This is a genomic window from Caballeronia concitans (genome assembly GCF_001544615.1).
Taxonomy (GTDB): domain Bacteria; phylum Pseudomonadota; class Gammaproteobacteria; order Burkholderiales; family Burkholderiaceae; genus Caballeronia; species Caballeronia concitans.
In genome coordinates, this window is sequence record NZ_FCNV02000011.1 from 148,389 (window position 1) to 171,871 (window position 23,483).

Annotated in this window: 21 protein-coding genes; 10 read left to right on the forward strand and 11 right to left on the reverse strand. The window is 64.6% G+C overall.

What is annotated here, in order from left to right; genetic code table 11:
• The first annotated feature begins 55 nt into the window (after nucleotides 1-55).
• The 3 genes from dapA to AWB72_RS22140 all read left to right on the forward strand — a co-directional run bounded on the left by dapA (nucleotide 56) and on the right by AWB72_RS22140 (nucleotide 3,108).
• Nucleotides 56-985 (forward strand): 4-hydroxy-tetrahydrodipicolinate synthase, encoded by a 930-nt coding sequence (gene dapA, locus AWB72_RS22130; protein WP_040051530.1) that lies wholly within the window; start codon nucleotides 56-58, stop codon nucleotides 983-985.
• A 187-nt stretch (nucleotides 986-1,172) separates the two neighbouring features.
• On the forward strand, nucleotides 1,173-2,315 hold the full coding sequence (bamC, locus tag AWB72_RS22135) for an NlpB/DapX family lipoprotein (protein WP_040051531.1): 1,143 nt from the start codon (nucleotides 1,173-1,175) through the stop codon (nucleotides 2,313-2,315).
• A gap of 19 nt (nucleotides 2,316-2,334) precedes the next feature.
• Nucleotides 2,335-3,108: an MBL fold metallo-hydrolase gene (locus tag AWB72_RS22140; RefSeq protein ID WP_040051532.1), complete on the forward strand. Its 774-nt coding sequence runs from the start codon at nucleotides 2,335-2,337 to the stop codon at nucleotides 3,106-3,108.
• Between the two features lie 141 nt (nucleotides 3,109-3,249).
• On the opposite strand, the gene AWB72_RS29510 is transcribed toward AWB72_RS22140, so the two are convergent.
• Entirely contained in the window at nucleotides 3,250-3,504 is a 255-nt protein-coding gene (locus AWB72_RS29510) for a hypothetical protein (protein ID WP_084592983.1), read from the reverse strand.
• 266 nt (nucleotides 3,505-3,770) lie between these two features.
• Nucleotides 3,771-5,006, reverse strand: coding sequence for a cupin domain-containing protein (locus AWB72_RS22155; RefSeq protein ID WP_040051533.1), 1,236 nt, complete (start codon nucleotides 5,004-5,006; stop codon nucleotides 3,771-3,773).
• Nucleotides 5,007-5,039: 33 nt separating this feature from the next.
• Between AWB72_RS22155 and AWB72_RS22160 the strand changes: the two genes are divergently transcribed.
• Nucleotides 5,040-5,594 carry an FKBP-type peptidyl-prolyl cis-trans isomerase gene (locus AWB72_RS22160; protein WP_040051534.1) on the forward strand — a complete coding sequence of 185 codons (555 nt, stop codon included), beginning with the start codon at nucleotides 5,040-5,042 and terminating at the stop codon, nucleotides 5,592-5,594.
• Between the two features lie 61 nt (nucleotides 5,595-5,655).
• Here AWB72_RS22160 and AWB72_RS22165 read toward each other — a convergent pair whose 3' ends face one another.
• From AWB72_RS22165 to AWB72_RS22185, 5 genes are all read right to left on the reverse strand, one after another.
• Nucleotides 5,656-7,050 carry a hypothetical protein gene (locus tag AWB72_RS22165; RefSeq protein WP_084592984.1) on the reverse strand — a complete coding sequence of 465 codons (1,395 nt, stop codon included), beginning with the start codon at nucleotides 7,048-7,050 and terminating at the stop codon, nucleotides 5,656-5,658.
• A complete protein-coding gene (gene mutS, locus AWB72_RS22170; protein WP_052449986.1) occupies nucleotides 7,013-9,643 on the reverse strand; it encodes a DNA mismatch repair protein MutS in 2,631 nt (876 codons plus the stop codon). Before mutS ends, AWB72_RS22165 begins: the two co-directional genes overlap by 38 nt.
• Nucleotides 9,644-9,910: 267 nt before the next feature.
• Nucleotides 9,911-10,279 carry an ElaB/YgaM/YqjD family protein gene (locus tag AWB72_RS22175; RefSeq protein ID WP_040051537.1) on the reverse strand — a complete coding sequence of 123 codons (369 nt, stop codon included), beginning with the start codon at nucleotides 10,277-10,279 and terminating at the stop codon, nucleotides 9,911-9,913.
• Between the two features lie 211 nt (nucleotides 10,280-10,490).
• The gene (gene lplT / locus AWB72_RS22180) at nucleotides 10,491-11,789 is read right to left on the reverse strand and encodes a lysophospholipid transporter LplT (RefSeq protein WP_040051538.1); all 1,299 of its coding nucleotides are present in this window, start codon (nucleotides 11,787-11,789) and stop codon (nucleotides 10,491-10,493) included.
• Nucleotides 11,790-12,001: 212 nt separating this feature from the next.
• The gene (locus AWB72_RS22185) at nucleotides 12,002-12,805 is read right to left on the reverse strand and encodes an inositol monophosphatase family protein (protein ID WP_040051634.1); all 804 of its coding nucleotides are present in this window, start codon (nucleotides 12,803-12,805) and stop codon (nucleotides 12,002-12,004) included.
• Nucleotides 12,806-13,060: 255 nt separating this feature from the next.
• Here AWB72_RS22185 and AWB72_RS22190 point away from each other — a divergent pair, with 255 nt between their 5' ends.
• Both AWB72_RS22190 and cysE read left to right on the forward strand, forming a co-directional pair.
• The gene (locus tag AWB72_RS22190) at nucleotides 13,061-13,831 is read left to right on the forward strand and encodes an RNA methyltransferase (RefSeq protein WP_040051539.1); all 771 of its coding nucleotides are present in this window, start codon (nucleotides 13,061-13,063) and stop codon (nucleotides 13,829-13,831) included.
• 168 nt (nucleotides 13,832-13,999) lie between these two features.
• On the forward strand, nucleotides 14,000-14,785 hold the full coding sequence (cysE, locus tag AWB72_RS22195) for a serine O-acetyltransferase (RefSeq protein ID WP_040051540.1): 786 nt from the start codon (nucleotides 14,000-14,002) through the stop codon (nucleotides 14,783-14,785).
• Here the strand turns inward: cysE and AWB72_RS22200 are convergent.
• From AWB72_RS22200 to AWB72_RS22215, 4 genes are all read right to left on the reverse strand, one after another.
• Nucleotides 14,780-15,601, reverse strand: coding sequence for a UDP-2,3-diacylglucosamine diphosphatase (locus tag AWB72_RS22200; protein WP_040051541.1), 822 nt, complete (start codon nucleotides 15,599-15,601; stop codon nucleotides 14,780-14,782). The two genes, cysE and AWB72_RS22200, sit on opposite strands and share 6 nt — an antisense overlap.
• Nucleotides 15,602-15,613: 12 nt before the next feature.
• On the reverse strand, nucleotides 15,614-16,105 hold the full coding sequence (locus AWB72_RS22205; protein WP_040051542.1) for a peptidylprolyl isomerase: 492 nt from the start codon (nucleotides 16,103-16,105) through the stop codon (nucleotides 15,614-15,616).
• A 61-nt stretch (nucleotides 16,106-16,166) separates the two neighbouring features.
• On the reverse strand, nucleotides 16,167-16,754 hold the full coding sequence (locus tag AWB72_RS22210; RefSeq protein WP_040051543.1) for a peptidylprolyl isomerase: 588 nt from the start codon (nucleotides 16,752-16,754) through the stop codon (nucleotides 16,167-16,169).
• Between the two features lie 118 nt (nucleotides 16,755-16,872).
• Nucleotides 16,873-17,679: a tetratricopeptide repeat protein gene (locus tag AWB72_RS22215; RefSeq protein ID WP_084592985.1), complete on the reverse strand. Its 807-nt coding sequence runs from the start codon at nucleotides 17,677-17,679 to the stop codon at nucleotides 16,873-16,875.
• Between the two features lie 443 nt (nucleotides 17,680-18,122).
• On the opposite strand from AWB72_RS22215, the gene cysS reads away from it, so the two are divergent.
• The 4 genes from cysS (at nucleotide 18,123) to tilS (ending at nucleotide 23,174) form a co-directional block, all read left to right on the forward strand.
• A complete protein-coding gene (cysS, locus tag AWB72_RS22220) occupies nucleotides 18,123-19,520 on the forward strand; it encodes a cysteine--tRNA ligase (protein ID WP_040051544.1) in 1,398 nt (465 codons plus the stop codon).
• Between the two features lie 47 nt (nucleotides 19,521-19,567).
• Nucleotides 19,568-20,623 carry a DNA-3-methyladenine glycosylase family protein gene (locus tag AWB72_RS22225; RefSeq protein ID WP_040051545.1) on the forward strand — a complete coding sequence of 352 codons (1,056 nt, stop codon included), beginning with the start codon at nucleotides 19,568-19,570 and terminating at the stop codon, nucleotides 20,621-20,623.
• 126 nt (nucleotides 20,624-20,749) lie between these two features.
• On the forward strand, nucleotides 20,750-21,721 hold the full coding sequence (locus AWB72_RS22230) for an acetyl-CoA carboxylase carboxyltransferase subunit alpha (protein WP_040051546.1): 972 nt from the start codon (nucleotides 20,750-20,752) through the stop codon (nucleotides 21,719-21,721).
• A gap of 28 nt (nucleotides 21,722-21,749) precedes the next feature.
• Nucleotides 21,750-23,174 carry a tRNA lysidine(34) synthetase TilS gene (tilS, locus tag AWB72_RS22235; protein WP_374728911.1) on the forward strand — a complete coding sequence of 475 codons (1,425 nt, stop codon included), beginning with the start codon at nucleotides 21,750-21,752 and terminating at the stop codon, nucleotides 23,172-23,174.
• The last annotated feature ends 309 nt before the right edge of the window (nucleotides 23,175-23,483 follow it).

A 23,483-nucleotide genomic window follows, 5' to 3' on the forward strand; every position in this document is an offset into this window, starting at 1 on the left:
AATCGCGTAATATCGCTTTTTGCGATTAAATTTACGATTAAATTCATAGAGTTTCATGACAAACGGAACTAGCAGCGGAACTAGCAGCGGTACCAGCGGCGGCATCCAGATCCGTGGCAGCATTCCTGCCATCGTCACTCCGATGCACGAGGACGGCAGTCTCGATCTGGCGGCGTTTCGAAAGCTGATCGACTGGCACGTCGAACAAGGCTCGAACGGGCTGGTCGTCGTGGGCACGAGCGGTGAATCGGCCACGCTGTCGGTCGAAGAGCACGTCCTGATGGTGCAAACCGCGGTCGAGCACACTGCGAAGCGCATTCCGATCATCGCGGGCGCAGGCGCGAATTCGACGGCGGAAGCCATCGAACTCTCGAAGCACGCGAAAGAGGTCGGCGCCGACGCCACGCTGCAAGTCGTGCCGTATTACAACAAGCCGACGCAGGAAGGCATGGTCCGCCATTTCCGCGCCATCGCGGAAGCCGTCGACTTGCCCGTGCTGCTCTATAACGTGCCGGGCCGCACCGTCGCCGACATGAGCAACGAAACCATCCTGCGTCTTGCTGACGTGCCGGGCATCATCGGCGTGAAGGAAGCGACCGGCAACATCGATCGCGCGGCGTATCTCATCAAGCACGCGCCCGCGAACTTCGCGATCCTCTCCGGCGACGATCCCACGGCCATCGCGCTGATGCTGCTGGGCGGTCACGGCAACATCTCGGTGACGGCGAACGTCGCGCCGAAGCAGATGAGCGAACTGTGCCGCGCCGCGCTCGCCGGCGACGCCATCACCGCCCGCCGCATCCATTTGAGTCTCCTGGAACTGCACAAGCAACTGTTCTGCGAGTCGAATCCCATTCCGGCAAAGTGGGCGCTGCAAGCGCTCGGTCGCATGGAAGGCGGCATCCGTCTGCCGCTCACGCCGCTCGATGCGCGCTATCACGACGTCGTGCGTGGCGCACTGCGCGACGCCGGGCTTCTCGCCTGATCGGGCGCGGCGGCGCGAATCGCGGCTCTCGCGATGAACCGAAGAGGAACGCGCCGCTGCATATGACCGACACGAAGAGCCAACCGTCAATCGCCGTTCATTGGCCTCGATGACCCGCGCGCACCACGCGCGGGCCCGACGCGGGGCAATGCGTTTTCAGCCGTTATCTGCAGCAAAGAAGGACCTCATGAAACATTCCGCTCTTCTTACCCAAGCCAAACGCCTGAGCGTGCTGTCGCTGGGCGCCGGCGTCATCTTCTCGCTTGCGGGCTGCGAAACGCTGAACGACTGGCTCGCGCCCGATCGCGTCAACTACAAGGCGGCTGAAACCGCGCCCGCCCTCAACGTGCCGTCCGACCTCAGCGCGGCCGACATCAGCCAGCGCTACGCCGCGCCGCCGCCGATCAACACGCTCGGCGGCGCCGCCCAGCGCAACACCACGCCCGCCGGCAACCTGACGCTCGGCGTGCCGACGACGCAAGACCCGTACGGCATGCACGTCGAGAGCGACGGCGACCGCCGCTGGCTCGTCGTCGATGGCCGCACGCCGGATCAGATCTGGCCGCAATTGCAGGAATTCTGGACCGAGAACGGCTTCACGCTGAAGACCGATTCCGCGCAGACCGGCATCATGGCGACCGACTGGGCCGAGAACCGCGCGAACATTCCGGACGACTGGTTCCGCAAGAGCGTCGGCAAGCTGATCGACTTCGCGTATTCGTCGGGCACGCGCGACATGTTCCGCACGCAGGTCGATCGCGCGTCGGACGGCTCGACGGACATTTCCGTCACGCATAGCGCGATGGAAGAAGTGCTGACGGGTCAGGACAAGACGTCGTCGCGCTGGGAGACGCGTCCGCGCAATCCGGCGCTCGAAGCCGCGTTCCTCGCCAAGATGATGCAAAAGTTCGGTCTCACCGAAGACCAGTCGAAGCAGCTGATCGCGCAGGCGCGTCCGGCGGGCGCGAAAGTGGCGGTGGAGCAGACGGCGGGTACGTCGACGCTCGATCTCGCCGAGCCGTTCGATCGCGCGTGGCTGCGCGTGGGCCTCGCGCTCGATCGCACCAACTTCACGGTCGACAATCGCGATCGCGAGAAGGGCATCTACTACGTGCATTATTCGGACTCCATGGCGGAGCTGAAGAAGGAAGGCCTCTTCGGCAAGCTGTTCTCGAGCAACACGCCGCGACCGACGCGCCAGTTCCTCGTGAACGTGCGTCCGAAGGCGGATGCGGTGACGCAGGTCGCCGTCGTCGATGCGAACGGCCAGCCGGACAACTCGTCCGATGCGCAGCGCATCGTGTCGTTGCTGCACGCGCAGTTGAACTAGGCGGAAGGCGCAAGCGATTGTGAGATTCGCCAGTCTCGGCAGCGGCAGCGAAGGCAATGCATTGCTCGTGGAAGCAACGAGCGGCGCGACCACCACGCGCGTGCTGCTCGATTGCGGTTTTTCCGCGAAGGAAGTGGAGCGTCGTCTGCTTCGCCTCGGCACGAGCGCCGAGCAGCTCGACGCCATTTTCATCACGCATGAACACACGGACCACATCGGCAGCGCGCTGACGCTGGCGCGCAAGTGGTCCATTCCGCTGTACACGAGTTGGGGCACCGCGCAAGCCGTGGGCGCGGACGAAGGCAAGGTCGATCTGCGCGTGCTGTGGGGCGATGAGAGCGTCGCCATCGGCAATGTCAGCGTGCTGCCCTATACCGTTCCGCACGATGCCCGCGAGCCGCTGCAATATGTCTTCTCGGACGGCGCAAAGCGTCTAGGCGTACTGACCGATGTGGGCGTGGCGACACCGCATATCACGAGCGTATTGAGCGGCTGCGACGCGCTCGTGCTCGAATCCAATCACGATGTTGCGATGCTTGCCGCGAGCCGATACCCGGCTTCGTTGAAGGCGCGCATCGGCGGGACGCATGGGCATCTGAACAACGATGCGGCTGCCGCGATTCTCGCGTCGCTGGATCGTTCGAAGCTGCGTCATCTGGTGGCGGCGCACCTCAGTCAGCAGAACAACCTGCCGCATCTCGCCCAGGCGGCGCTGGCGGCGGTGCTGGGCGCATCGGCGATGGATGTCGTCGTAGCGACGCAAGCGGAAGGCTTCGACTGGCTCACGCTTTGATCGCGCGGCGCTAAAGCGTACGCCCCACAAGTGCAAAGAAAGGAAGCACAAAAAAACCGGCCCAAGAGCCGGTTTTTTTGTTTCAGGCCGCATTGAGCGGCCTGTGCCAGGCTTGACGCGCTGGCGTAAGACCCGAAGGCCTTACTGGCTTGCGCCCGATGCCGGAGCAGCAGCCGAAGCAGCAGCGTCCGAAGCAGCGCCAGCAGCCGAAGCTGCGTCGCTTGCAGCGGCCGAAGCGCTCGATGCAGCCGCGTTAGCGTCCGAAGCGGCAGCAGCCGGAGCCGAAGCAGCCGACGTATCGCTTGCAGCGCTCGGAGCAGCCGTATCGCTAGACTTGTTGCATGCAGCCAGAGCAACAGCAGCCAACAGGGATGCTACGAGGAGGGATTTCTTCATGATCACGTCCTTTTATGGTTAAAGGTAAGCAACAGCGCAAAGTACCGGTAATGTGTGCTCCAACACCGACCTGGGCCGCTGTGGAGCCTCACAATTCTTTTTGGTGTGAGACCAACTACGGCTTGGCCGGAAATTATAGGCACTTTCGTCACGACCGTCGATAAATGAGGGGACGGTACGTTGTCTTTCTCATACAAACTTTCGTATTGCGGAACAGCAAAACCGCAGTATTGTGAACGCTCTCACGCGCTTTCACGTCAAGCGTTTCAGGCCAATGAGTCCGTATGAATCCAGCCCGCACGATACCACTCGTGCAGCAAGGATGTCATTGCCAAATCGCCTGTAAGTGTTACAAAGCGTTTCGCCTCCAGACGCCGGGTATCGGCGAGTTCGGGCAGCCACTTTTTAGCCTTTGCGGATAACGCAGCGGCTTCGCCATTAACGAAATACGAGTGCGTGTTGTAGAGCAAAATCGTCTTTCTATCTAGCCTGATACCCGTCTTTTTCGCGCGCTCCACAAATTTTTGCTCATTTAGCGTGCGAGTCGGCGGATCGAATACCACATTCGCTTTCGGTTCGCTCAGGTAAGTGCCCAAAAACTCGGCGATATCCTTATCACTCCAGTCGACGTTTGCAAGGATCGCGCCAACCCGCTCGACCAGAAGCGACGGCAACGCGGCGGGCGTGTCGACGGGCGGCTGCGCAGGATCGCGATAACGCGCGTCCGCCTTGCCCGAGGCCTTCTCGCCGGTACGTTCGGCCAGGTGATACAGGAACTGCGCCGTCAGTTCATGCGCGGACGGCGCACGAAAGCCGATGGAGCACGTCATGCATTCGCCCTCGGCAACGCCGTCATGGGCGATATGCGGAGGCAGATAGAGCATGTCGCCCGGTTCCAGCACCCATTCCTCTTCCGCCTCGAAGTGCTGTAAAACTTTCAACGGCAAACCGGGTTTTAGCGAAAGGTCGCGCTGCGCGCCGATGCGCCAGCGGCGCTTGCCATGCACCTGCAGCAAGAACACGTCGTAAGAGTCGAAGTGCGGGCCGACGCCGCCGCCGTCCGTCGCGTAGGAGATCATGAGATCGTCGAGACGCGCGTCGGGGATAAAGCGAAAGAGATTCATCAGCGCGTGCGCGCGATCGTCATGCAGGTTCACGCCTTGCACGAGCAGCGTCCAATCACGCTTTTTCACCGATGGCAGTTCGTCGGGCGCGAACGGCCCATGCTCCAGATTCCATGTATTGCGAAAATGGGTGATGAGGCGCGATTCGGCGTCGTCGGAATCGGCGAGTTCGAAGAGTTCGTCGCGCGAAAGCGGCGCCGAGATGCCGGGCACCGCCTGACGAATCAGCAGCGGTTTTTTCTGCCAGTAGCGCCGCATGAACTGTCGCGGCGTGCGGTTGCCCAACAAGGGCGACACTTCGTCGGGAAGCGGCGCGCGGGAAGGTAAGGAATGGTTGTTTTGAGGCAAAGGAGTAACGTCTGAGGGCTGCTGACGCATCGTATAATCGAGGCTTGTATCTTGGAGGATTCAATGAAAATTGCGAAAGACACTGTCGTTTCGGTCGCGTACAAGCTATCGGATGCGCAAGGCAATCTGATCGAGGAAAGCGACGAGCCGATGGTCTATCTGCACGGCGGCTATGATGGCACGTTCCCCAAGATCGAGGAAGCGCTGGACGGTCGCGAGCCCGGCTATGAAACGCTGATCCAGCTCGAACCGCAGGACGCGTTCGGCGAATACGATCCCGAGCTCGTGAAGATCGAAGAGCGCAGCCGTTTTCCCGAGCCGCTCGAAGTGGGCATGCAGTTCGAAGGCGCGCCCGAAGACAGCGACGACGAACTCGACACGCTCATCTACACGGTGACGGACGTCGCGGAAGACAAGGTCGTGCTCGACGGCAATCATCCGCTCGCGGGCATGGCGCTGCGTTTCGCGTTGTCGGTGCAGGAAGTGCGCACGGCGACCGAAGACGAAATCGAGCATCAGCACGCGCATGGCGCGGATGGCCTGCACATCGCGGATGAAGACGAAGACGACGACGATGAAGGCGAGCCGCGCACGAATTCGGGTCCGACGCTGCACTGAGCGTGCGTCGAACTTCGTGGCAGGCGGTCATTGAAAAAGCGCAGCGCAAGGCTGCGCTTTTTTATTGCGCGCGACCGTTCGGGTTTGCAGCGCCGCCCGGCTGCACGCTCGACGCCGGCGACGATGGCACCGGAAGGATGGGCGGCAGCGCCTGCGGTGCTGTGAGAATGGGCGGCACACCGGATGCCGGTTGCACGAGCGATGGCGCCGGCGGCAGTGCGTCGGGCAAATCGTGCCGCAACGGCGCGGCCGGCGTTGATGACGGCGCCGGGTAGTTCATCGCATTCGGAACATACGGCACGGGCGCTTCGAATTGCGGTTCGCCGAAATCGCGTCTGCGCGCGTCGTTCGGGCCGCGAGCATCGCGGATATCGCGCACATCGCGTGTATCACGCACGCGCAGGCGGAAAGGCGGACGCCATCCCGCGCCGCTCGACACTTCCAGCCATTGCGATTGCGGTTTCTTCAGCGCGAGCGCCACACGCGTCAGGTTCGTGACGATGAGGCCCTTGTCGTTGCGCAGCGGCTGATCGATATGAAAGCCGTTCGCATCGGGCGTCTCCGTTCGATGAATCACGATGACCGGTCCGCGAAACGTTTCCGCAGCCTTCACGAGACTGCGCTTCAATTCGAGAAAGCCGTCGCGCAGCTGCGTCGAGCGGGAAAAACGCAGCCACGCGAAGCGGTCGCGCCGCTCGTAACGCGCGAAGTCGGGATCGCCCTGAAGGACGATGACGAGCGCGCGCATCCCCGAGCGACGCGCGGATTCGGCGGCATGCTCGAGCCAGAACGTCGTCGCAACGGCGCGGTCTTCGAACTCGCCGTTGCGCCCGCCCGCGGTCAGGTAATGATTGTTCGGACCCGGCGCATTGAGGCCGATCAACGCGACGCCTTGCGCCTGCCATCGCACGATTTCGCGAAACGGCCGAAAGCGCGCGACGTCGCTCTCGCGCGAAAGCGTGAGCGGCTCCTGTCCGAGCGAATTCGCATCCGGAAAGAAGAGCTGGCGTACGAAATCGAGCCGTTCGACGGGATCGTATGCGCCGGTGTGCGCGAGGCCGCAATCGGCCCAGTCGTGCTGGCCGAGCAGCAAGACGAGCGGCGCGCGCGAGGCGTCGAGCAGATCGCGGCGCGACTGGTACACGCTATCGCGGCAAGCCTCGGCGCTGCCCTTCACGTTGCCGTCGTAGACGATGAACGCGATATCGCGATCGCGCCCGATCGCATCGAGCATCTGACGCACGGGCGCTTCGTCGGCGGGGCGGGTGAGCGCATCCGCGATGACGGCGAAAGTGAGCGTGTCGTTGTTCTGCGCGTGCGCGCCGAAGCATGCGATGCCTAGCAGCGCCGCCAGCACGGCATGCACGGCGCGTGAGGCCGCGGCCGCGAAGCGGGATCGGCTGCGCGCCACCATGCGCTCAACGTGACGAATCCGGCGCGGAGGTCGCCAGTTCATGTAGTTCGTAGAGCAGATCGAGTGCATCGCGCGGACGCAGGTCGTTCGGATCGAACGTGCGCAGCTTTTCGAGCGCGGGATGCTCCGGTGCGTCGGTCTTCGTGGCTTCGTCGGCTTCTTCGGCCGGATCTTCGAACGCGTACGGCGGACTCGCGAAGAGGTCGAACTGCGCGGTCGGCTGGCCGATGGACTGCTGCTCCAGATGCACGAGATGCTTGCGCGCCGCGCGGATGACCGCTCCCGGCACGCCCGCGAGTTGCGCGACCTGCAGGCCGTAGCTCTGATTCGCCGGCCCTTCGCTGACGGCATGCAGAAACACGATGCCGTGATCGTGCTCAACCGCCGACAAGTGCACGTTCGCCGCCTGCGGAAACTCCGAAGGCAGTTGCGTGAGCTCGAAGTAATGCGTGGCGAAAAGCGTGTAGCAGTTGTTGTGCGACAGCAGATGCCGCGCGATCGCCCACGCGAGCGCGAGGCCATCGAACGTGGAGGTGCCGCGTCCGATTTCATCCATCAGCACGAGGCTCGATGCGGTCGCGTCGTTCAAAATGGCTGCCGCTTCGGTCATCTCGACCATGAAGGTCGAACGTCCGCCTGCGAGGTCATCCGCTGCGCCGATGCGCGTGAAAATGCGATCCAGCTTGCCGAAGCGCGCGCGCCTGGCCGGCACATAACTGCCGACATACGCCATCAGCGCGATCAGCGCCGTCTGCCGCATGAACGTGGATTTACCGCCCATGTTCGGGCCGGTGATGAGCAGCAGCTTGCGCTCGTGGCTCAGGCAGCAATCGTTCGCGATGAATTGCTCCACCTGCGCCTCGACGACCGGATGCCGTCCCTGTTCGATATCGATGCCGGCATCGGCCGCGAACTCGGGCGCGACCCAGTCGAGCGCGCGGGCGCGTTCCGCGAATGCGCCGAGCAGATCGAGCTCGGCGAGCGCGCTCGCGACTCGCTGGCAATCCGCGATGAAGGGCAGGAGGTTTTGCAAGAGCGCATCGTAAAGCGCGCGTTCGCGGGCGAGCGCGCGTTCCTGCGCGGACAGCGCCTTGTCCTCGAACGCTTTAAGTTCCGGCGTGATATAGCGTTCGGCGTTCTTCAGCGTTTGCCGGCGACGATAGTCGTCCGGCACCTTGTCGGTCTGGCCGCGCGTGACTTCGATATAGAAGCCGTGCACCTTGTTGTATTCGACGCGCAGATTCGCGATGCCCGTGCGTGTCCGTTCGCGCGTTTCGAGATCGATCAGAAACTGGTCGCAGTTCTCCGAAATGTCGCGCAGTTCGTCGAGGTCGGCGTCGTAGCCGCGCGCGATCACGCCGCCGTCGCGAATCAGCGCCGCCGGCTCGGGCGCGATGGCGCTCGTGAGCAAATGCAGGCATTCGCCCGGCGGCTGCAGCGCTTCGCCGATGCGCGCGAGCGCCGCGGTTTGCGCGGGCATCGCGGCGACGAGCGCCTGGAGATCGGGCAGGGCGGCGAAGGTATCGCGCAGGCTCGACAGATCGCGCGGACGCGCCGAGAGCAGCGCGAGCCGGCCCGTAATACGCTCGATGTCGGAGATCTTGCGCAACGCGGTGCGCAGCGCGTCGAGCCCGGTGGACGACGGTGCGTCCAGCAGCGCACCGATGGCCTGCTGACGCGTCTGCGCAATCGACGCATCGCGCGGCGGATGATGCAGCCAGTGCCGCAGCAGGCGGCTGCCCATCGTCGTGCAGCACGTATCGAGCAGCGAGCACAGCGTGGGCGATTCCGTGCCGCGCAGCGTTTCGGTGAGTTCGAGATTGCGCCGCGTCGCGGGATCGAGCCCGATGTACTCCGATTCATATTCGACCTTCAGGCTGCGCACGTGACGCAACTGCTGGCCTTGCGTCGCCGCCGCGTACAGCAGCAGCGCGCCCGCCGCGCCGCATGCGCAGGTGAGTGATTCGCCGCCGAAGCCGTCGAGGCTCGCGACATCGAGCTGTTCGCGCAGGCGCGCGGTGCCGGAGCCGACATCGAAGTGCCAGGCCGGCACGCGCGTGGTCGCGGCGAGCTGCGCGACGCCGAACGTGGCGCGCATGTCCGTGACGGTATCCGCGATGAGCGTTTCCGACGGACGGATGCGCTCCAGCGCCGCCGCCACCTGCTCGGGCGCGACTTCCGCGAGCCTGAGCGCGCCGCTCGCGAGATTGAGCCACGCGAGTCCGACGTTCGTCACCACGCCGCGACGGTTATGCGCGGGGCACAGCGCGAGCAGATAGACATCGTTCTTGTCGGAGAGCAGGGCGGCGTCGGTCAGCGTGCCGGGCGTCACCACGCGCACGACCTTGCGTTCGACCGGTCCTTTCGATGTCGCCGGATCGCCGATCTGCTCGCAAATCGCCACCGATTCGCCGAGCTTCACGAGCTTGGCCAGGTATTGCTCGCACGCATGATGCGGCACGCCCGCCATGCGGATGGGATTGCCGCCCGACGCGCCGCGCTGCGTGAGCGTGAGATCGAGCAGGCGCGCGGCTTTCTCGGCATCGTCGAAAAACAGCTCGTAAAAATCGCCCATGCGATAAAAAACGAGCGTGCCGGGATGCTCCGCCTTGATGCGAAGGTACTGCTGCATCATCGGCGTGTGGTGCGAGAAGTCCGCCGGAAGCGCGGCCGAGGCCGGGGCGGGAGAAGAGTCGGGAGTTGCCGTGTGATTGCCCATCTTGCGTGCGGTAATGGCGAATGGACCGAACGCGACGCGCGTTCAGCCGCGAATCAGCCGATAGTGCAAGAGTTTAACCTGTGCAGGTTGAGGGGCGGAGACGGCCGGAAGGGATAGGCCGAGTGCAAAAACGAAAGGGGCCACCCGGTGGTGGCCCCGTCCTGCGGCTACAGCGCCTGCCGATCAGGAGCGTCCCGCCAGGAAGCCGACGAGCAGCGCGAGGCCCGCCACCGCGCCGAGCGTGTGCCACGGCTTGTCGTGCACGAAGTCATCGGCGTAGCCTGCTGCGTCGCCGATCCGGCCGCTGATTGCCGAGCTTGCGCCGTCCATCTGCGAGCGTGCGTACTTGAGCTTCGACTGCAATTGCTTGCGCAGCTTGTCGGCGTCGATGTCCTTGGCGCCCTGGAGCGAGCTTTCCAGATCGTCGAGAAGGCTGCGCAACTGGTCGCTGGCCGAATCGACGACATCGCCCGCACCGCGCACCGCGCGCTGGCCGACGTCGGCTGCGCCATTGATCTTGCTCTCGAGCGTCGAACGTGTGAACAATCCCATTTTCATGCTCCTTTATTGACGTGCCGAAGAATGGCGGCGCACACGCGTGATGCCCGTGCCTGTTACGCGCGCCGCCTCGTGCGCATCATGCGCCTTTCGTCCTCTTGCGTTCACTGCTGTTACGACTTCGACTCGTCCGCCATCGTTCCCTCCCTTTGTCGCGAATCGGGCGGCGCGAGGCGATGAACCGGACACCAGGCTCAAGCAAGGATCATTCCTCGACGAGCGCGCCGAGGTCGACTTCGCGCTCGTTGCGCGTGTGGCGGCGCATGGCGAGCGCCATCATGCCGCAGACGAAGACGCCGAATATCACGATGATCCACTGCACCGGCACTTTCCCGGTTAAAAGCAGGGCGTAGGAGCCGAGCATGGCGAGCACGGCGAGGTTCTGGTTGAAATTCTGCACGGCGATGGAATGCCCCGCCGAAAGAAGCGTCGCGCCGCGATGCTGAAGAATGGCGTTCATCGGCACGATGAAAAAGCCCGACAATCCGCCGAGCGCGATCATCAGCGGATAGGCCATCAAGATATACGCGGGCATGAAAAGCGAACCGACGTGCACGCCCGCGCCCGCCGGAAACAGATCCTTGTTGTAGAACGCCATCGCGACAGCCACCGCGCCGATCAGCACGCCGACCGGCAGCACCTTGAGCGACTGCCTGAGCGCGATCCACGCCGATGCCGCCGCCGCGCCCAGCGCGATGCCTACGCCCGTCACGCCCTGCAGCACCGCCGCTTTCGACAGCGAGAGCCCGAGATTCGCATCGGCCCATTTGAGCACGAGCAGTTGCAGCGTGACGGCGGCGCCCCACAGCAGCGTCGTGACCCATAGCGCGATCTGCGCGAGCTTGTCGCTCCACAGCACCTTGAAGCAGTGCGAGAAGTCGTGGACGAGGCGCGTCGGCTGCGTGAGCAGGTTCGGGTAGCGCGCGCCGGTATCGGGAATGAACACGTTGATGACGGCCGCCGACGCGTAGATCACCATCACGGCGAACATCGCGGCATGCGCGGCGCTGCTCACGAGCGGCACGTGCGCGTGCTCGACCCATCGGCCGACGACCTGGCTCACCAGCGCGCCGCCGATCACGGTGCCGAGAATCGTCGAGCCGACCGTCGCGGATTCGAGCCATGCGTTCGCGGTAATCAGCTTTTCCGCCGGCAGCAGTTCCGTGAGGATGCCGTACTTCGCGGGCGAATACGCCGCCGCGCCGAGGCCGACCACGCCGTACGCGATCATCGGATGCACGCCCGCGATCATCAGCGCGCAGCCGCCCGCCTTGAGCGCGTTGGAGATGAACATGACGTGGCGCTTCTGCAAGGCGTCGGCGAATGCACCGACGAAGGGCGCGAGCACCACATACGACACGGTGAAGAAGATCTGCAACAGCGGCGTGACCCACGGCGCGGAATGCACGACGGCGAGCATCGCGATGGCCGCGATCAAGAGCGCGTTATCCGCGAGCGACGAGACGAACTGCGCGGCGATGATCGTGTAGAAGCCTTTTTTCATGTCGGGCTGGATGCCGGGCGCGCGGCGGGGAAGGGAAACGACTGAAACGGCGGCGGTCCTCTCGACCGGATAGCCGAAAAGCGCGCTCTGCGATGAGAGGCGACAGCGAACTGTAGCGGAGCCGGGCGTCGATTGCAGAGCACGCGCCGCGCCCGGAGGAAGAATGGGAAAAGCGAGGCGACGGTGCGCCCCGCTGTGCCACGTTCGTCGCGTTATTCGCCCGTCAGGCGCGTGCGCGAGTACATGTCGAGAATCTTGACCATTTGCGCGTAGACCTTCGGATTCGCCGCGACGATTTCGTTCTTGAACAGGAAATCCGATTCGCCGGTGTAATTGCCGACGAGTCCGCCTGCTTCGGTCACGATCAGGCTGCCCGCCGCCACGTCCCACGGATGAATGCCCTGCTCGAAGAAGCCGTCGAGCCGTCCGGCCGCGACGTTCGCGAGATCGAGCGCAGCCGCGCCGGGGCGGCGCAGGCCCGCGCACGACAGCGTCATTTCGCTGAAGAGGCGCGTGTAGGCGTTGAGGCCTTGGCCGTCGCGGAACGGGAAGCCCGTGCCGATGAGCGCATCCGACAAACGATCCAGCTTGCCGACGCGAATACGGCGCTCGTTCAGATACGCGCCGCGTCCGCGCGATGCGGTGAAGAGATCGTTGCGCGTCGGGTCATAGACGACGGCCTGCGTGACGACGCCCCGGTGCACGAGCGCGATGGACACGCAGTAATACGGAAAGCCGTGGATGAAGTTGGTGGTGCCGTCGAGCGGATCGATGATCCACTGATACTCGGACTCGCGCTCGTCCGCGCCGGATTCTTCGGCGAGAATCGAATGGTCGGGATAGGCGGTGTGCAGCGTCTCGATGATGGCGGCTTCGGACGCCTTGTCGACTTCCGTCACGAAGTCGTTGTGCTGCTTCTTGCTGACCAGGAGGCGATCCAGGTCGAGCGACGCGCGGTTGATGATCTGTCCGGCGCGGCGCGCGGCCTTGACAGCGATATTGAGCATCGGTTGCATGAGCGAAATCCTTTGATCGCCACGCGCGCTATGCAATGGCGCGGGCGATGAAGTTGGCGACAACGACTATGTCGACGAAAGACGAATTGAATAAGAGCGGGGCGCTCGCAGACGGTTTCGAAAAGAAACGGTCACGGCGCGCGAACGCGCCATTTTACCCGAAGCCGGCCGTTTCCGACTGCGGCGGCGGTCCCGGTGCTTCGCGATAAGATAGCCGGTTACCCGCTTTTCCAACCCTCAAGCAGAATCCGCGCCTTGGAATCCAACGAACTTTCTCTTCACGCCGACGGCTTCGCGTCCACGCGCTTCGTTCTCGTCGAGCCGAGTCACCCGGGCAACGTGGGCGCGGCGGCGCGCGCGCTCAAGACGATGGGCTTCGCGCGCCTCGTGCTCGTCGCGCCGCGCGTGCCGAACGTCAAGGACGAGCCGGAAGCCGTCGCGATGGCTTCCGGCGCCGACGATGTCCTCGCTTCGGCGCAAGTCGTCGAGTCGCTCGCGGACGCGCTCGTCGGCGTGCACTGGTCCGTCGCGCTGACGGCGCGCATGCGCGAATACGGCCCGCCGCAGATGCCGCCGCGCGAGCTGGCGCAGCGCGCGCCCGCATTCGCGCGGGACGGCGACATCGCGCTCGTGTTCGGCAACGAGCGCACGGGCCTGTCCAACGCCGATGTCGAGCGATGCAGCGCGCTCGCGCATATTCCGGCCAATCCGGCGTACAGCTCGCTGAATCTCGCGCAGGCGGTGCAGGTGCTCGCGTACGAATTGCGCCTCGCGTTTCACGAAGCCGCGCCCGAAGCGGCGGCCGTGGCATCGGCGGGGCAGAGCGCATCGAGCGATGAAATCGAAGGCATGTACGCGCATCTAGAAGAGGCGCTCGTCGCGCTCGAATTTCTCGATCCCGCCAATCCGAAGAAGTTGATGTCGCGCGTGCGGCGGCTTTTCGCGCGTTCGGGGCTGGAGCGCGAGGAAGTGAACATCCTGCGCGGCATCGCGAAGCACATTCTCCTGCGCGACAAGAAGGGCTGACGCAGACCGCGCTGCCAGCGGGGGCATCGGACGCGGCGCGCGCGAGCGTCCTACAATCGGCGAAAAACAGCGCGCCGTCATAAGCATTGCTTTTTTCGTGCTTAAGCGGCGGACGACACAACGCCGCGCCGATGCCGCGTCGCCCCAATCCCCGACCGAGAGTCCGACATGTTCGACCGAATCCGCGAAGACATCGCCGCCATCCGCGAGCGCGATCCCGCCGCCCGCAGCGTCTGGGAAGTCGTGACGTGTTATCCGGGGCTGCATGCGATCGTCCTGCACCGCTTCGCGCACGCGTGCTGGCGGCGCGGCTGGCGCTGGCTCGGGCGATTCGTGTCGCAGATGGCGCGCTTTCTGACCGGCATCGAGATTCATCCGGGCGCGACGCTCGGACGGCGCGTGTTCATCGATCACGGCATGGGCGTCGTGATCGGCGAGACGGCGGAAATCGGCGACGACTGCACGATCTATCAGGGCGTGACGCTCGGCGGCACGTCGCTCGCGCGCGGCGCGAAGCGGCATCCGACGCTCGAGCGCGGCGTGATCGTCGGCGCGGGCGCGAAGGTGCTGGGCAGCTTTACCGTCGGCGCGGAGGCGAAGATCGGCTCGAACGCGGTCGTCGTGAAGCCGGTGCCGGCAGGCGGCACGGCGGTGGGCAATCCGGCGCGCATCGTGATGCCCGCGGTGCCGAAGCCGAAAGTCGATGCCCGCGACGGCTTCTGCGCCTACGGCATCACGCCGAACGCGGACGATCCCGTGTCGCTCGCGATCCACGGCCTGATCGATCACGCGTCGACGCAGTCGCAGCGCACCGATGAAATCGTCGCGGCGCTGGAGCGGCTGGGCGCGCGCGTGGAGGCGCTGCACGGCGCGGACGGCGCGGCGCTCGTCGATCTCAAGCGTCTTTGCACCGCGATGGACGGCCAGCCGCGCGACGCCGAACGCCAGCTATAAGGGCAACGCGCGCACGCCCCCGGCATCGACGCGCAGATAGCCGCCGCGCGGCGCGTCGATATCGAGTTCCCAATCCGGCAGCACCCAGCGCACGCCGTCGGCTTCGCGATGCATCGCCGGGCGATGCGTGTGGCCGTGGATCATCGTATGCGTGCGGCTCCTGGCGAACAGCGACGCGACGGCCTCGCGCGTCACGTCGTATTTCGGCGATGCGCCGTTCGTCCGCGCGCCTTCGCTCGTCATGCGCATGCGCTGGCCGATGGCAAGCCGCGACTTGAGCGGCAACGCGAGGAACAGCCGTTGCGCGAGCGGGTTGCGCGCGAAGCGGCGAAAACGCTGATAGCCGGGATCGGCGGTGCAGAGCGCATCGCCGTGGGCGAGCACCATGCGCGTGCCGAACGCGGTCATCGTGAACGGATCGGGCAGGGGCATCGCGCCGGCTTCCTTCATGAAACGCTTGCCCAGCAGGAAGTCGCGATTGCCGTGCATCACGTAAAGCCCGATGCCGCGCTCGGACAGCGTGTGCATCAGCTTCGTCATGCGGCGCGCGAAGCGGCCACGCTCGTCGGTGCAGGCAGGATCGAGCACGTCGTCGCCGATCCAGAATTCGAAGAGATCGCCGAGGACGAAAACCGAGTCGGCGTCGTTCGCCGTGACCTCGATGAAATGCTCGAACGCGGCGACCGTGTTCGGAATCGCCTCGCTCAAGTGCAGGTCCGAAATGAAAAACAGCGGGCGCGCGTCATGCGCTGCGCCCGCTGCTTCCCGTCCTGCTTCGTGCCTCGCCTCGTGGCTGAAAGGCGGCGTATCGATCATGCGATGCGCGTTTTAGACCACCACGGCCTTTTCGATCACGACGTCGTCGACCGGCACGTCCTGATGGAAGCCCTTCGAGCCTGTCTTGACCTTCTTGATCTTCTCGACGACATCCATGCCTTCGACGACACGGCCGAACACGGTGTAGCCCCAGCCCTGCGGCGTCGGCGACGAGTGGTTCAGGAAGTCGTTGTCCTTCACGTTGATGAAGAACTGCGCGGTCGCCGAATGCGGATCGTTCGTGCGCGCCATCGCGATCGTGCCGTTGTCGTTCGTGAGGCCGTTGTTCGCTTCGTTGTTGATCGGCGCGTCGGTCGGCTTTTGCGTCATGCCCGGCTCGAAGCCGCCGCCCTGGATCATGAAGCCGTCGATCACGCGGTGGAACACCGTGTTGTCGTAGTGGCCCTTCTTCACGTAGTTGAGGAAGTTCTCGACCGTCTTCGGTGCTTTTTCGGCGTCGAGTTCGAGCTTGATGACGCCGTGGTTCGTATGCAGTTCGACCATGTGTTTTCTCCGGTGTGTTGATTGAGCGGCGCGCGAATGCCCGCCGCCTGGGATGTTCGCGTTACTGGGACACCACGGTTGCCGACTCGATCACGGTCGGCTTTTGCGGCACGTCGGCCATCGGGCCGCGCGTGGTGGTCGGGCTGGCTTCGATCTTCTTCACGACGTCCATCCCCGCGACGACCTTGCCGAATACCGCATAGCCGTTGCCGTCCGGGTTCGGATAGTCGAGGCCCGCATTATCGACCGTATTGATGAAGAACTGCGCCGTGGCCGAGTTCGGATCGCTCGTGCGCGCCATCGAAATGGTGCCGGTGGCGTTCTTCAGGCCGGTGCGGCTTTCGAGCGGAATCGGCGCGCGCGTCGGCTTCTCCGCGAAGCTCGTGCTGTAGCCGCCGCCCTGGATCATGAAGCCCGGAATCACGCGATGAAAGATCGTGCCGCTGTACTGTCCGGACTTCACGTAGGCAAGAAAGTTCTCGACGGTCTTCGGCGCCTTCTCGGGATAAAGCTCGACGCGGATGTCGCCTTGCGAAGTCTTAATGAGCACGTTCGGATGCGCAGCCTGCGCGGGTTGCCCGGGTTGAGCAAAGGCGGGGGCGGTCGCGATCAGGGCGGCGCCGGAAAGCGCCAACATCAGCAATTTCATGAAGGTTCGATCCTCGGGTGATGAATGCAAAGCGTCTGGCGCGACGGCCGGGCTGCGCGTCCGCCGCCGCGTGAAGGCTACAGCTTACCGCCTGCGCGCGCCGGTTCGTGCTGAATCGTCACGGCTGCTGCGGATTCGGCGCGACATAGGGCGCGACATACGGCGAAGTCGGCAGCGGTCCGCTCGGTCCGCCGAACGGCGAATAGCTGTCGGGCGAAGGCATTGTCGACGGATTCGCGCCGTTCGCGGGCGCCCATTCATCCGATGCCGCGCGCGGCGCCGATGCTGCCTGCGCGCCGGAAGCCGCGCCCGCGGCGCGTTTCTTCGGAGGCGGCGGCGTGATGATGTTCTGAATGCCCGCGAAGCGCTGGCGCGTGAGCGGGCTCGTCGAGCCGAGCGATTGCGCGCGCCGGTACGATTCGCTCGCGAGCCGCAGGTACAGGTCGCCGAGATTGTCGTAGGCGAGCGCATAGCCGGGGTTCGCCTTCACGGCCGTCTCCAGCGCGACCCGCGCGTCTTCGTAGCGGCCCTTCTTCGCATAGAGCGCGGCGAGGTTGTTGTACGGTTCGGGCAGCTCGGGGTACGCCTGCGTCAACTCGGTGAACGCGTTGATGGCTTCGTCGTCGCGATTCAGGCGCGCGAGCACGGTCGCGCGCTTGAACTTCGCCTGCACGTCGCGCGGGTTCGCGGCGATGCGCGCATCGAGTTGCGTCAACGCGCCGTTCCAGTCCTTGTTGGCGATGGACGCATCGATCTGCGGCGTGCCGTCCGCCGTCGCTGCCGCTACCTGCGCGAGCGCCGCCGTCGATGCGCCGAAGCATGCAGCCACGCCGATGACGGCGACAGCGGCGGCGCGCGAAAGCGTCGCGTGAACGGCGTTGCGGGAACGGACGATGGCCGGCAGGCGGAGAACTTGCGAAGGCATGCGCGCTTGAGCGTGAGTCACTTGGAATCGGGTCAAGGAATGGTGCGGGAAGAGAGTTGGAGCGAAGCGCGGGAAGCGCAACGAGCGCAACGCGGAACGCGAGAGACGATGAACGGCAGGGGCTTCAGCCTGGCTCGCAGCATGACCGGCAACGCCCGTCGTGCGGCCGCTTGGAGATTTCATAGGCTCAAGTCCGAGTGTTATACTCCGACCCATTCTAACAAAAGGTCCGCCCGTTCCGCGCACGCGCCTTGCACACCATGTTTGCCCGTGGTCACGCGCTGCCGAAGCCGGACTCTCTTTTGCCACTCGTGGCCGTCTCCGTCCTGGTCGACTGACCGTCGTGTTCGCGCTCGCGTGTGCGTCTCATCCGTTCCCGCCAGCATCGAGCATGTCACTCCGTCGACAACGCACGGTTGTTTCCGGCACACGCACTGTCCTCTATGAATTCGCTGCGCATCTACAACACGCTCGCGCGTGACAAGCAACCCTTCACGCCGCTTCGCCCCGGCGAGGTACGCATGTACGTCTGCGGAATGACCGTCTATGACTACTGTCACATCGGTCATGCACGCGTGATGGTCGTGTTCGATGTCGTTCAGCGATGGCTGCGCACGATCGGCTACAAGGTCACGTACGTGCAGAACATCACGGACGTCGACGACAAGATCATTCGCCGCGCCGTCGAGAACAACGAGCCGATCAAGGCGCTCACAGGGCGCTTCATCCAGGCGATGCACGAAGACGCCGATGCGCTCGGCATCCAGCGCCCCGACCTCGAGCCGCGCGCGACCGACTTCATCCCGCAGATGCTCGGCATGATCGATGCATTGCAGGCGAACGGCTATGCGTATCACGCGAAGGACGGCGACGTGAACTACGCGGTGCGCAAGTTCGCGGGCTACGGGAAGCTCTCGGGCAAGTCGCTCGAAGACCTGCGCGCGGGCGAGCGCGTGGCCGCCAACGATGCCAAGGAAGATCCGCTCGACTTCGTGCTGTGGAAGCATTCGAAGGAAGGCGAGCCGGCGGATTCCGGCTGGGACTCGAAGTGGGGACGCGGCCGCCCGGGATGGCATATCGAATGTTCGGCAATGGCCTGCAGTTTGCTCGGCGAACAGTTCGACATTCACGGCGGCGGTCAGGACCTGCAGTTCCCGCATCACGAGAACGAGATCGCGCAGAGCGAAGGCGCGACGGGCAAGACCTTCGTGAACTACTGGATGCACAACGGCTTCGTGCAGATCGACAGTGAAAAGATGTCGAAGTCGCTCGGCAACTTCTTCACGATCCGCGAAGTGCTGCAAAAATTCGATGCGGAAGTCGTGCGCTTCTTTATCGTACGGGCACACTATCGTTCGCCGCTGAACTACAGCGACGTGCATATCGACGATGCAAGAAACGCGTTGACTCGCCTATATACGGCGTTGAAAGATGTCGAGCCGGACAATCAGCAACTTGACTGGAATGAGGCGAACGCGCAGCGTTTCCAGTCTGCGATGAACGACGACTTCAATACGCCGGTGGCCGTGTCCGTGCTGTTCGATCTCGCAAGCGAAGTGAACCGCACGCGCGAGCCCGCGCTCGCTCGCCAGCTCAAAGGTCTCGCGGGCGTGCTCGGGCTTCTCGGGCGCGAGCCGCGCGTGTTCCTGCAGCAGGCAGCGGGCACGGCCGCGGCGGACGGACTGTCGCCGCAGGAGATCGAAGCGAAGATCGCCGAACGCATCGCCGCCAAGCAGGCGAAGAACTATGCCGAAGCAGACCGGATTCGCGCCGCATTGCTCGAAGCCGGAATTGCGCTTGAAGACAAACCGGGTGGGTCGACCGAATGGCGCCGCGTTTGATCGCGAACCTTCGAACCCTCTGATCGACTCGCCAGGCAGGAGGCAAGATGGCAACGGCCAGGAAGACGCCGGTCAAGCGACCCGCGTCAGGAAGCGCCGCGTCGCTCGCAACGAAGCGTGCGCGCGGGGCACAAGCGGAACCGACGACGCAGAAGACCAATGGTGGAACTCAGACGACGGCACGCAAGACCGCGCTCAAACGCGCGAACGCCACGCGGGCGGCTCAGAAGCGGACCGCGGGCGACGGCCTGAGCGGCGCGCGTCGCGGCAACGGGGAAGATGTGCCCGCTCGCGCATCGAAGGCGCGCACCGTGGAAGCGGAAGCGTTGCCGGCGAAGGGCAACGGCCGCGCCACCGCGGGCGATGCGGCGAACGCGCAGGCGCTCGTCGCCGATAAAGAGCACGGCGAAGTGGTGCGCAAGTCGCGCGTCGTCACTGCCGATGCCGAGGTGTCCGTGCAGGTCGGCGGTCTCACGCGCGAAGCCGTGCGTCCTGATTACTGGGACAAGGCGTGCGCGGATCTGATGAAGCGCGACCGCATCCTCAAGAAGCTGATCCCGAAATTCGGACAGATTCATCTCGCTAATCTCGGCGATCCGTTCTCGACGCTCGCGCGCTCCGTCGCCGGCCAGCAGATTTCGGTGAAGGCCGCGCAAGCCATCTGGGAACGCGTGAAGACCGCGTGTCCGGAAGTCGTGCCCGCGCACTTCATCAAGCTCGGGCCCGAGAAGCTGCAGGCGTGCGGATTGTCGAAGCGCAAGACCGAATACATTCTCGATCTCGCGCAGCATTTCGTATCCGGCGCGCTGCATGTGGATACCTGGGCATCGATGGACGACGAAGCCGTCATCGCCGAACTCACGCAGATTCGCGGCATCGGCCGATGGACGGCAGAGATGTTCCTCATCTTCAATCTGTCGCGCCCGGACGTTCTGCCGCTCGACGACCTCGGGCTGATCCAGGCCATCAGCGTGAATTACTTCAGCGGCGAGCCGGTCACGCGCAGCGAGGCGCGTGAAGTCGCGGCGAACTGGGAACCGTGGCGCACGGTCGCGACGTGGTACATGTGGCGCAGCCTGAACCCCATTCCCGCAGACCACTGATTTCGCACAACAATTGCCGGGCTATCGTTGATTTATAATCGATAGCTTCCGCGCGTATTTATCAGGGACGGACGCGGTTAGAATAAACGCCCCTGCGCCCCGCCCGTTGTTCTAGGACTCGAACACATGAAGACCACGTTTCTGGATTTCGAGCAGCCGATCGCTGAACTCGAAGCGAAGATCGAAGAACTCCGCTTCGTTCAGGACGATTCCGCTGTCGATATCTCGGAAGAAATCGAGCGGCTGTCGAAGAAAAGCCAGCAGCTCACGAAGGATCTGTACGCAAACCTGTCGCCGTGGCAGGTTTCGCAAATCGCGCGGCATCCGCAGCGTCCGTACACGCTCGACTACGTGAGCGAGCTGTTCACCGACTTCCACGAACTGCATGGTGACCGCGCTTATGCGGATGACCTCGCGATCGTCGGCGGCTTCGCGCGTTTCAACGGCCAGCCGTGCATGGTCATCGGCCATCAGAAGGGGCGCGATACCAAGGAACGCGCGCTGCGCAACTTCGGCATGCCGCGTCCGGAAGGCTATCGCAAGGCCGAGCGGCTCATGCGACTCGCCGAGAAGTTCGGCATGCCCATCTTCACGTTCGTCGATACGCCGGGCGCGTATCCGGGCATCGGCGCGGAGGAGCGCGGCCAGTCGGAAGCCATCGGGCGCAATCTCTACGTGATGGCCGAGTTGAAGACGCCGATCATCACGACGATCATCGGCGAAGGCGGTTCGGGCGGCGCGCTGGCAATCGCCGTCGCCGATACGGTCATGATGCTGCAATTTTCCACGTACTCCGTGATCTCGCCGGAAGGCTGCGCGTCGATTCTGTGGAAGAGCGCGGCGAAGGCGCCGGAAGCGGCCGAAGCGCTCGGTCTGACGGCGCATCGCCTGAAGGCGCTGGGACTCATCGACAAGATCGTGAACGAGCCACTCGGCGGCGCGCATCGCGATCCGAAGGGCATGGCCGCCATGCTGCGCCGTGCGCTCGCGGACTCGCTGCGTCAGTTCCAGGGCCTGAGCGTGCAGGAACTGCGCGATCGCCGCTTCGACAAGCTGATGGCCTACGGCAAGTTCAAGGAATCGCTGCCCGGCGCTTGAGCGGGCTTTCTCTCCTTCACGATTTCTCGTGATGTCCGATACCGAAACCCCGGCCAGCCGCCTCGTGCTCGAGGCGGTGCGCGCCTCGGTTTCGGACGCCGCGCTCGCATCCGACGCGCGCTTTGCCGTCGCGTTGAGCGGCGGTCTCGATTCCACCGTTCTGCTCGATGCCGCCGTGCGCTGTCTCGGCGCGGCGCGCGTCGTCGCGCTGCATGTGCACCACGGGCTGAGTCCGAACGCCGATGCGTGGGCTGCGCATTGCGCGGCGTTCGCGGCATCGCTCGCCGTGCAGTACGCGTCGCGCCATGTGGATGTGACGCGCGCGGGCGGCGAAAGCCTCGAAGCCGCCGCACGCGATGCGCGTTATCGCGCGCTCGACGAGATGTGCGACGAGCACGGCGCGGCCGCGCTGCTGATCGCGCATCACGCCGACGATCAGGCCGAGACGGTGCTGCTGCAGTTGCTGCGCGGGGCTGGCGTCGCGGGCCTGGCGGCGATGGCGCCGCAGCGCATCGATAGCGCCACGCCGCGCCTCCGTCCGCTGCTGCGGCTCTTGCGCGCGCAACTCGAGCAATACGCGCACGAGCGCGACCTGACCTGGATCGACGACGAATCCAACGCCGATACGCGCTATGCGCGCAACGCGCTGCGGCATGACGTCCTGCCGGTGCTCGCGGTGCATTTCCCCGGCTTTCGCGATGCGCTCGCGCGCACGGCGTCGCACGCGGCGTCGGCTCAAAGGCTGCTCGACGAACTCGCCAAGCTCGACCTGGAAACGGCGTGCGGCGACCAAGCGGGCGCGCTCGCGCTCGATGCGTTGCTCGCACTCGACGACGAACGCGCCATCAACCTGTTGCGCTACTGGATGCGCACGTGCGGCCTGCCGGCGGCATCGAGCGCGCGGATCGCGGACATGCTGCGTCAGCTTCGGCACGCGGCGCGCGCACGCGATGGTCACGCGTTGCGCGTCGATCATGCGGGGCAGTGCTTGCGCGTGTATCGCAATGCGCTGTTCTGGGAGCACGGCGATAGCGCCGATGCGCCCGATCTCGACGACGGCGCGGCCATCGCCCGCGCGCCGAGCGAATTGCGCTGGCAAGGCGATGAGGTCTGGCGGCTGCCGCAGTGGCGCGGATCGTTCGTGTTCGAACCCGTCGATGCACCCGGCGCGGATGTGATCGCCGAAGGCTTGTTGCGCGCGGCGCCGCTCGTCGCGCGATCGCGTGGCGGCGGCGAGCGCATGCGGCTTGCCACCGATGCGCCGAGCCGCACGCTGAAGAACCTCTTTCAGGAGCGCGGCGTGCCGGCGTGGAAGCGCGACGTGCCGCTGCTCTTCATGCGCGATGCGCTGCTGTTCGTGCCGCTCATCGGCGTGAACCGCGATGTCGCGCCGGATACCGCGCATGCTCCGTTACGCCGCATCGTGTGGCGGCCGGATTTGCTGCTCGCCTGACGCGGCACCGTTGCGTCCAAGCCGGTAAAATTACGTCTGCAAGCGCACAATCTTGTAATTTCGGCCTCGATCGGGTACCGTAGCCTGCTTGCCCGCTACGCGCTTTTGCGCGGCATCTCCGTTCAAAAGACGCGAATTTCGCCTGCAAACGCGCGCCATTGCCCTTGACGTACCTCTTGAGCACACTTGCGTGAGTTTCGACCGCAAGGCGGGCATGCGGCGGCATCCCGCGTATCGTTGCTGGCTTCATCCATCCCCGAAGCCGTCGAGCGCAACGCACAGCATCTTGCATTGAGCGCGTCAGCGCGG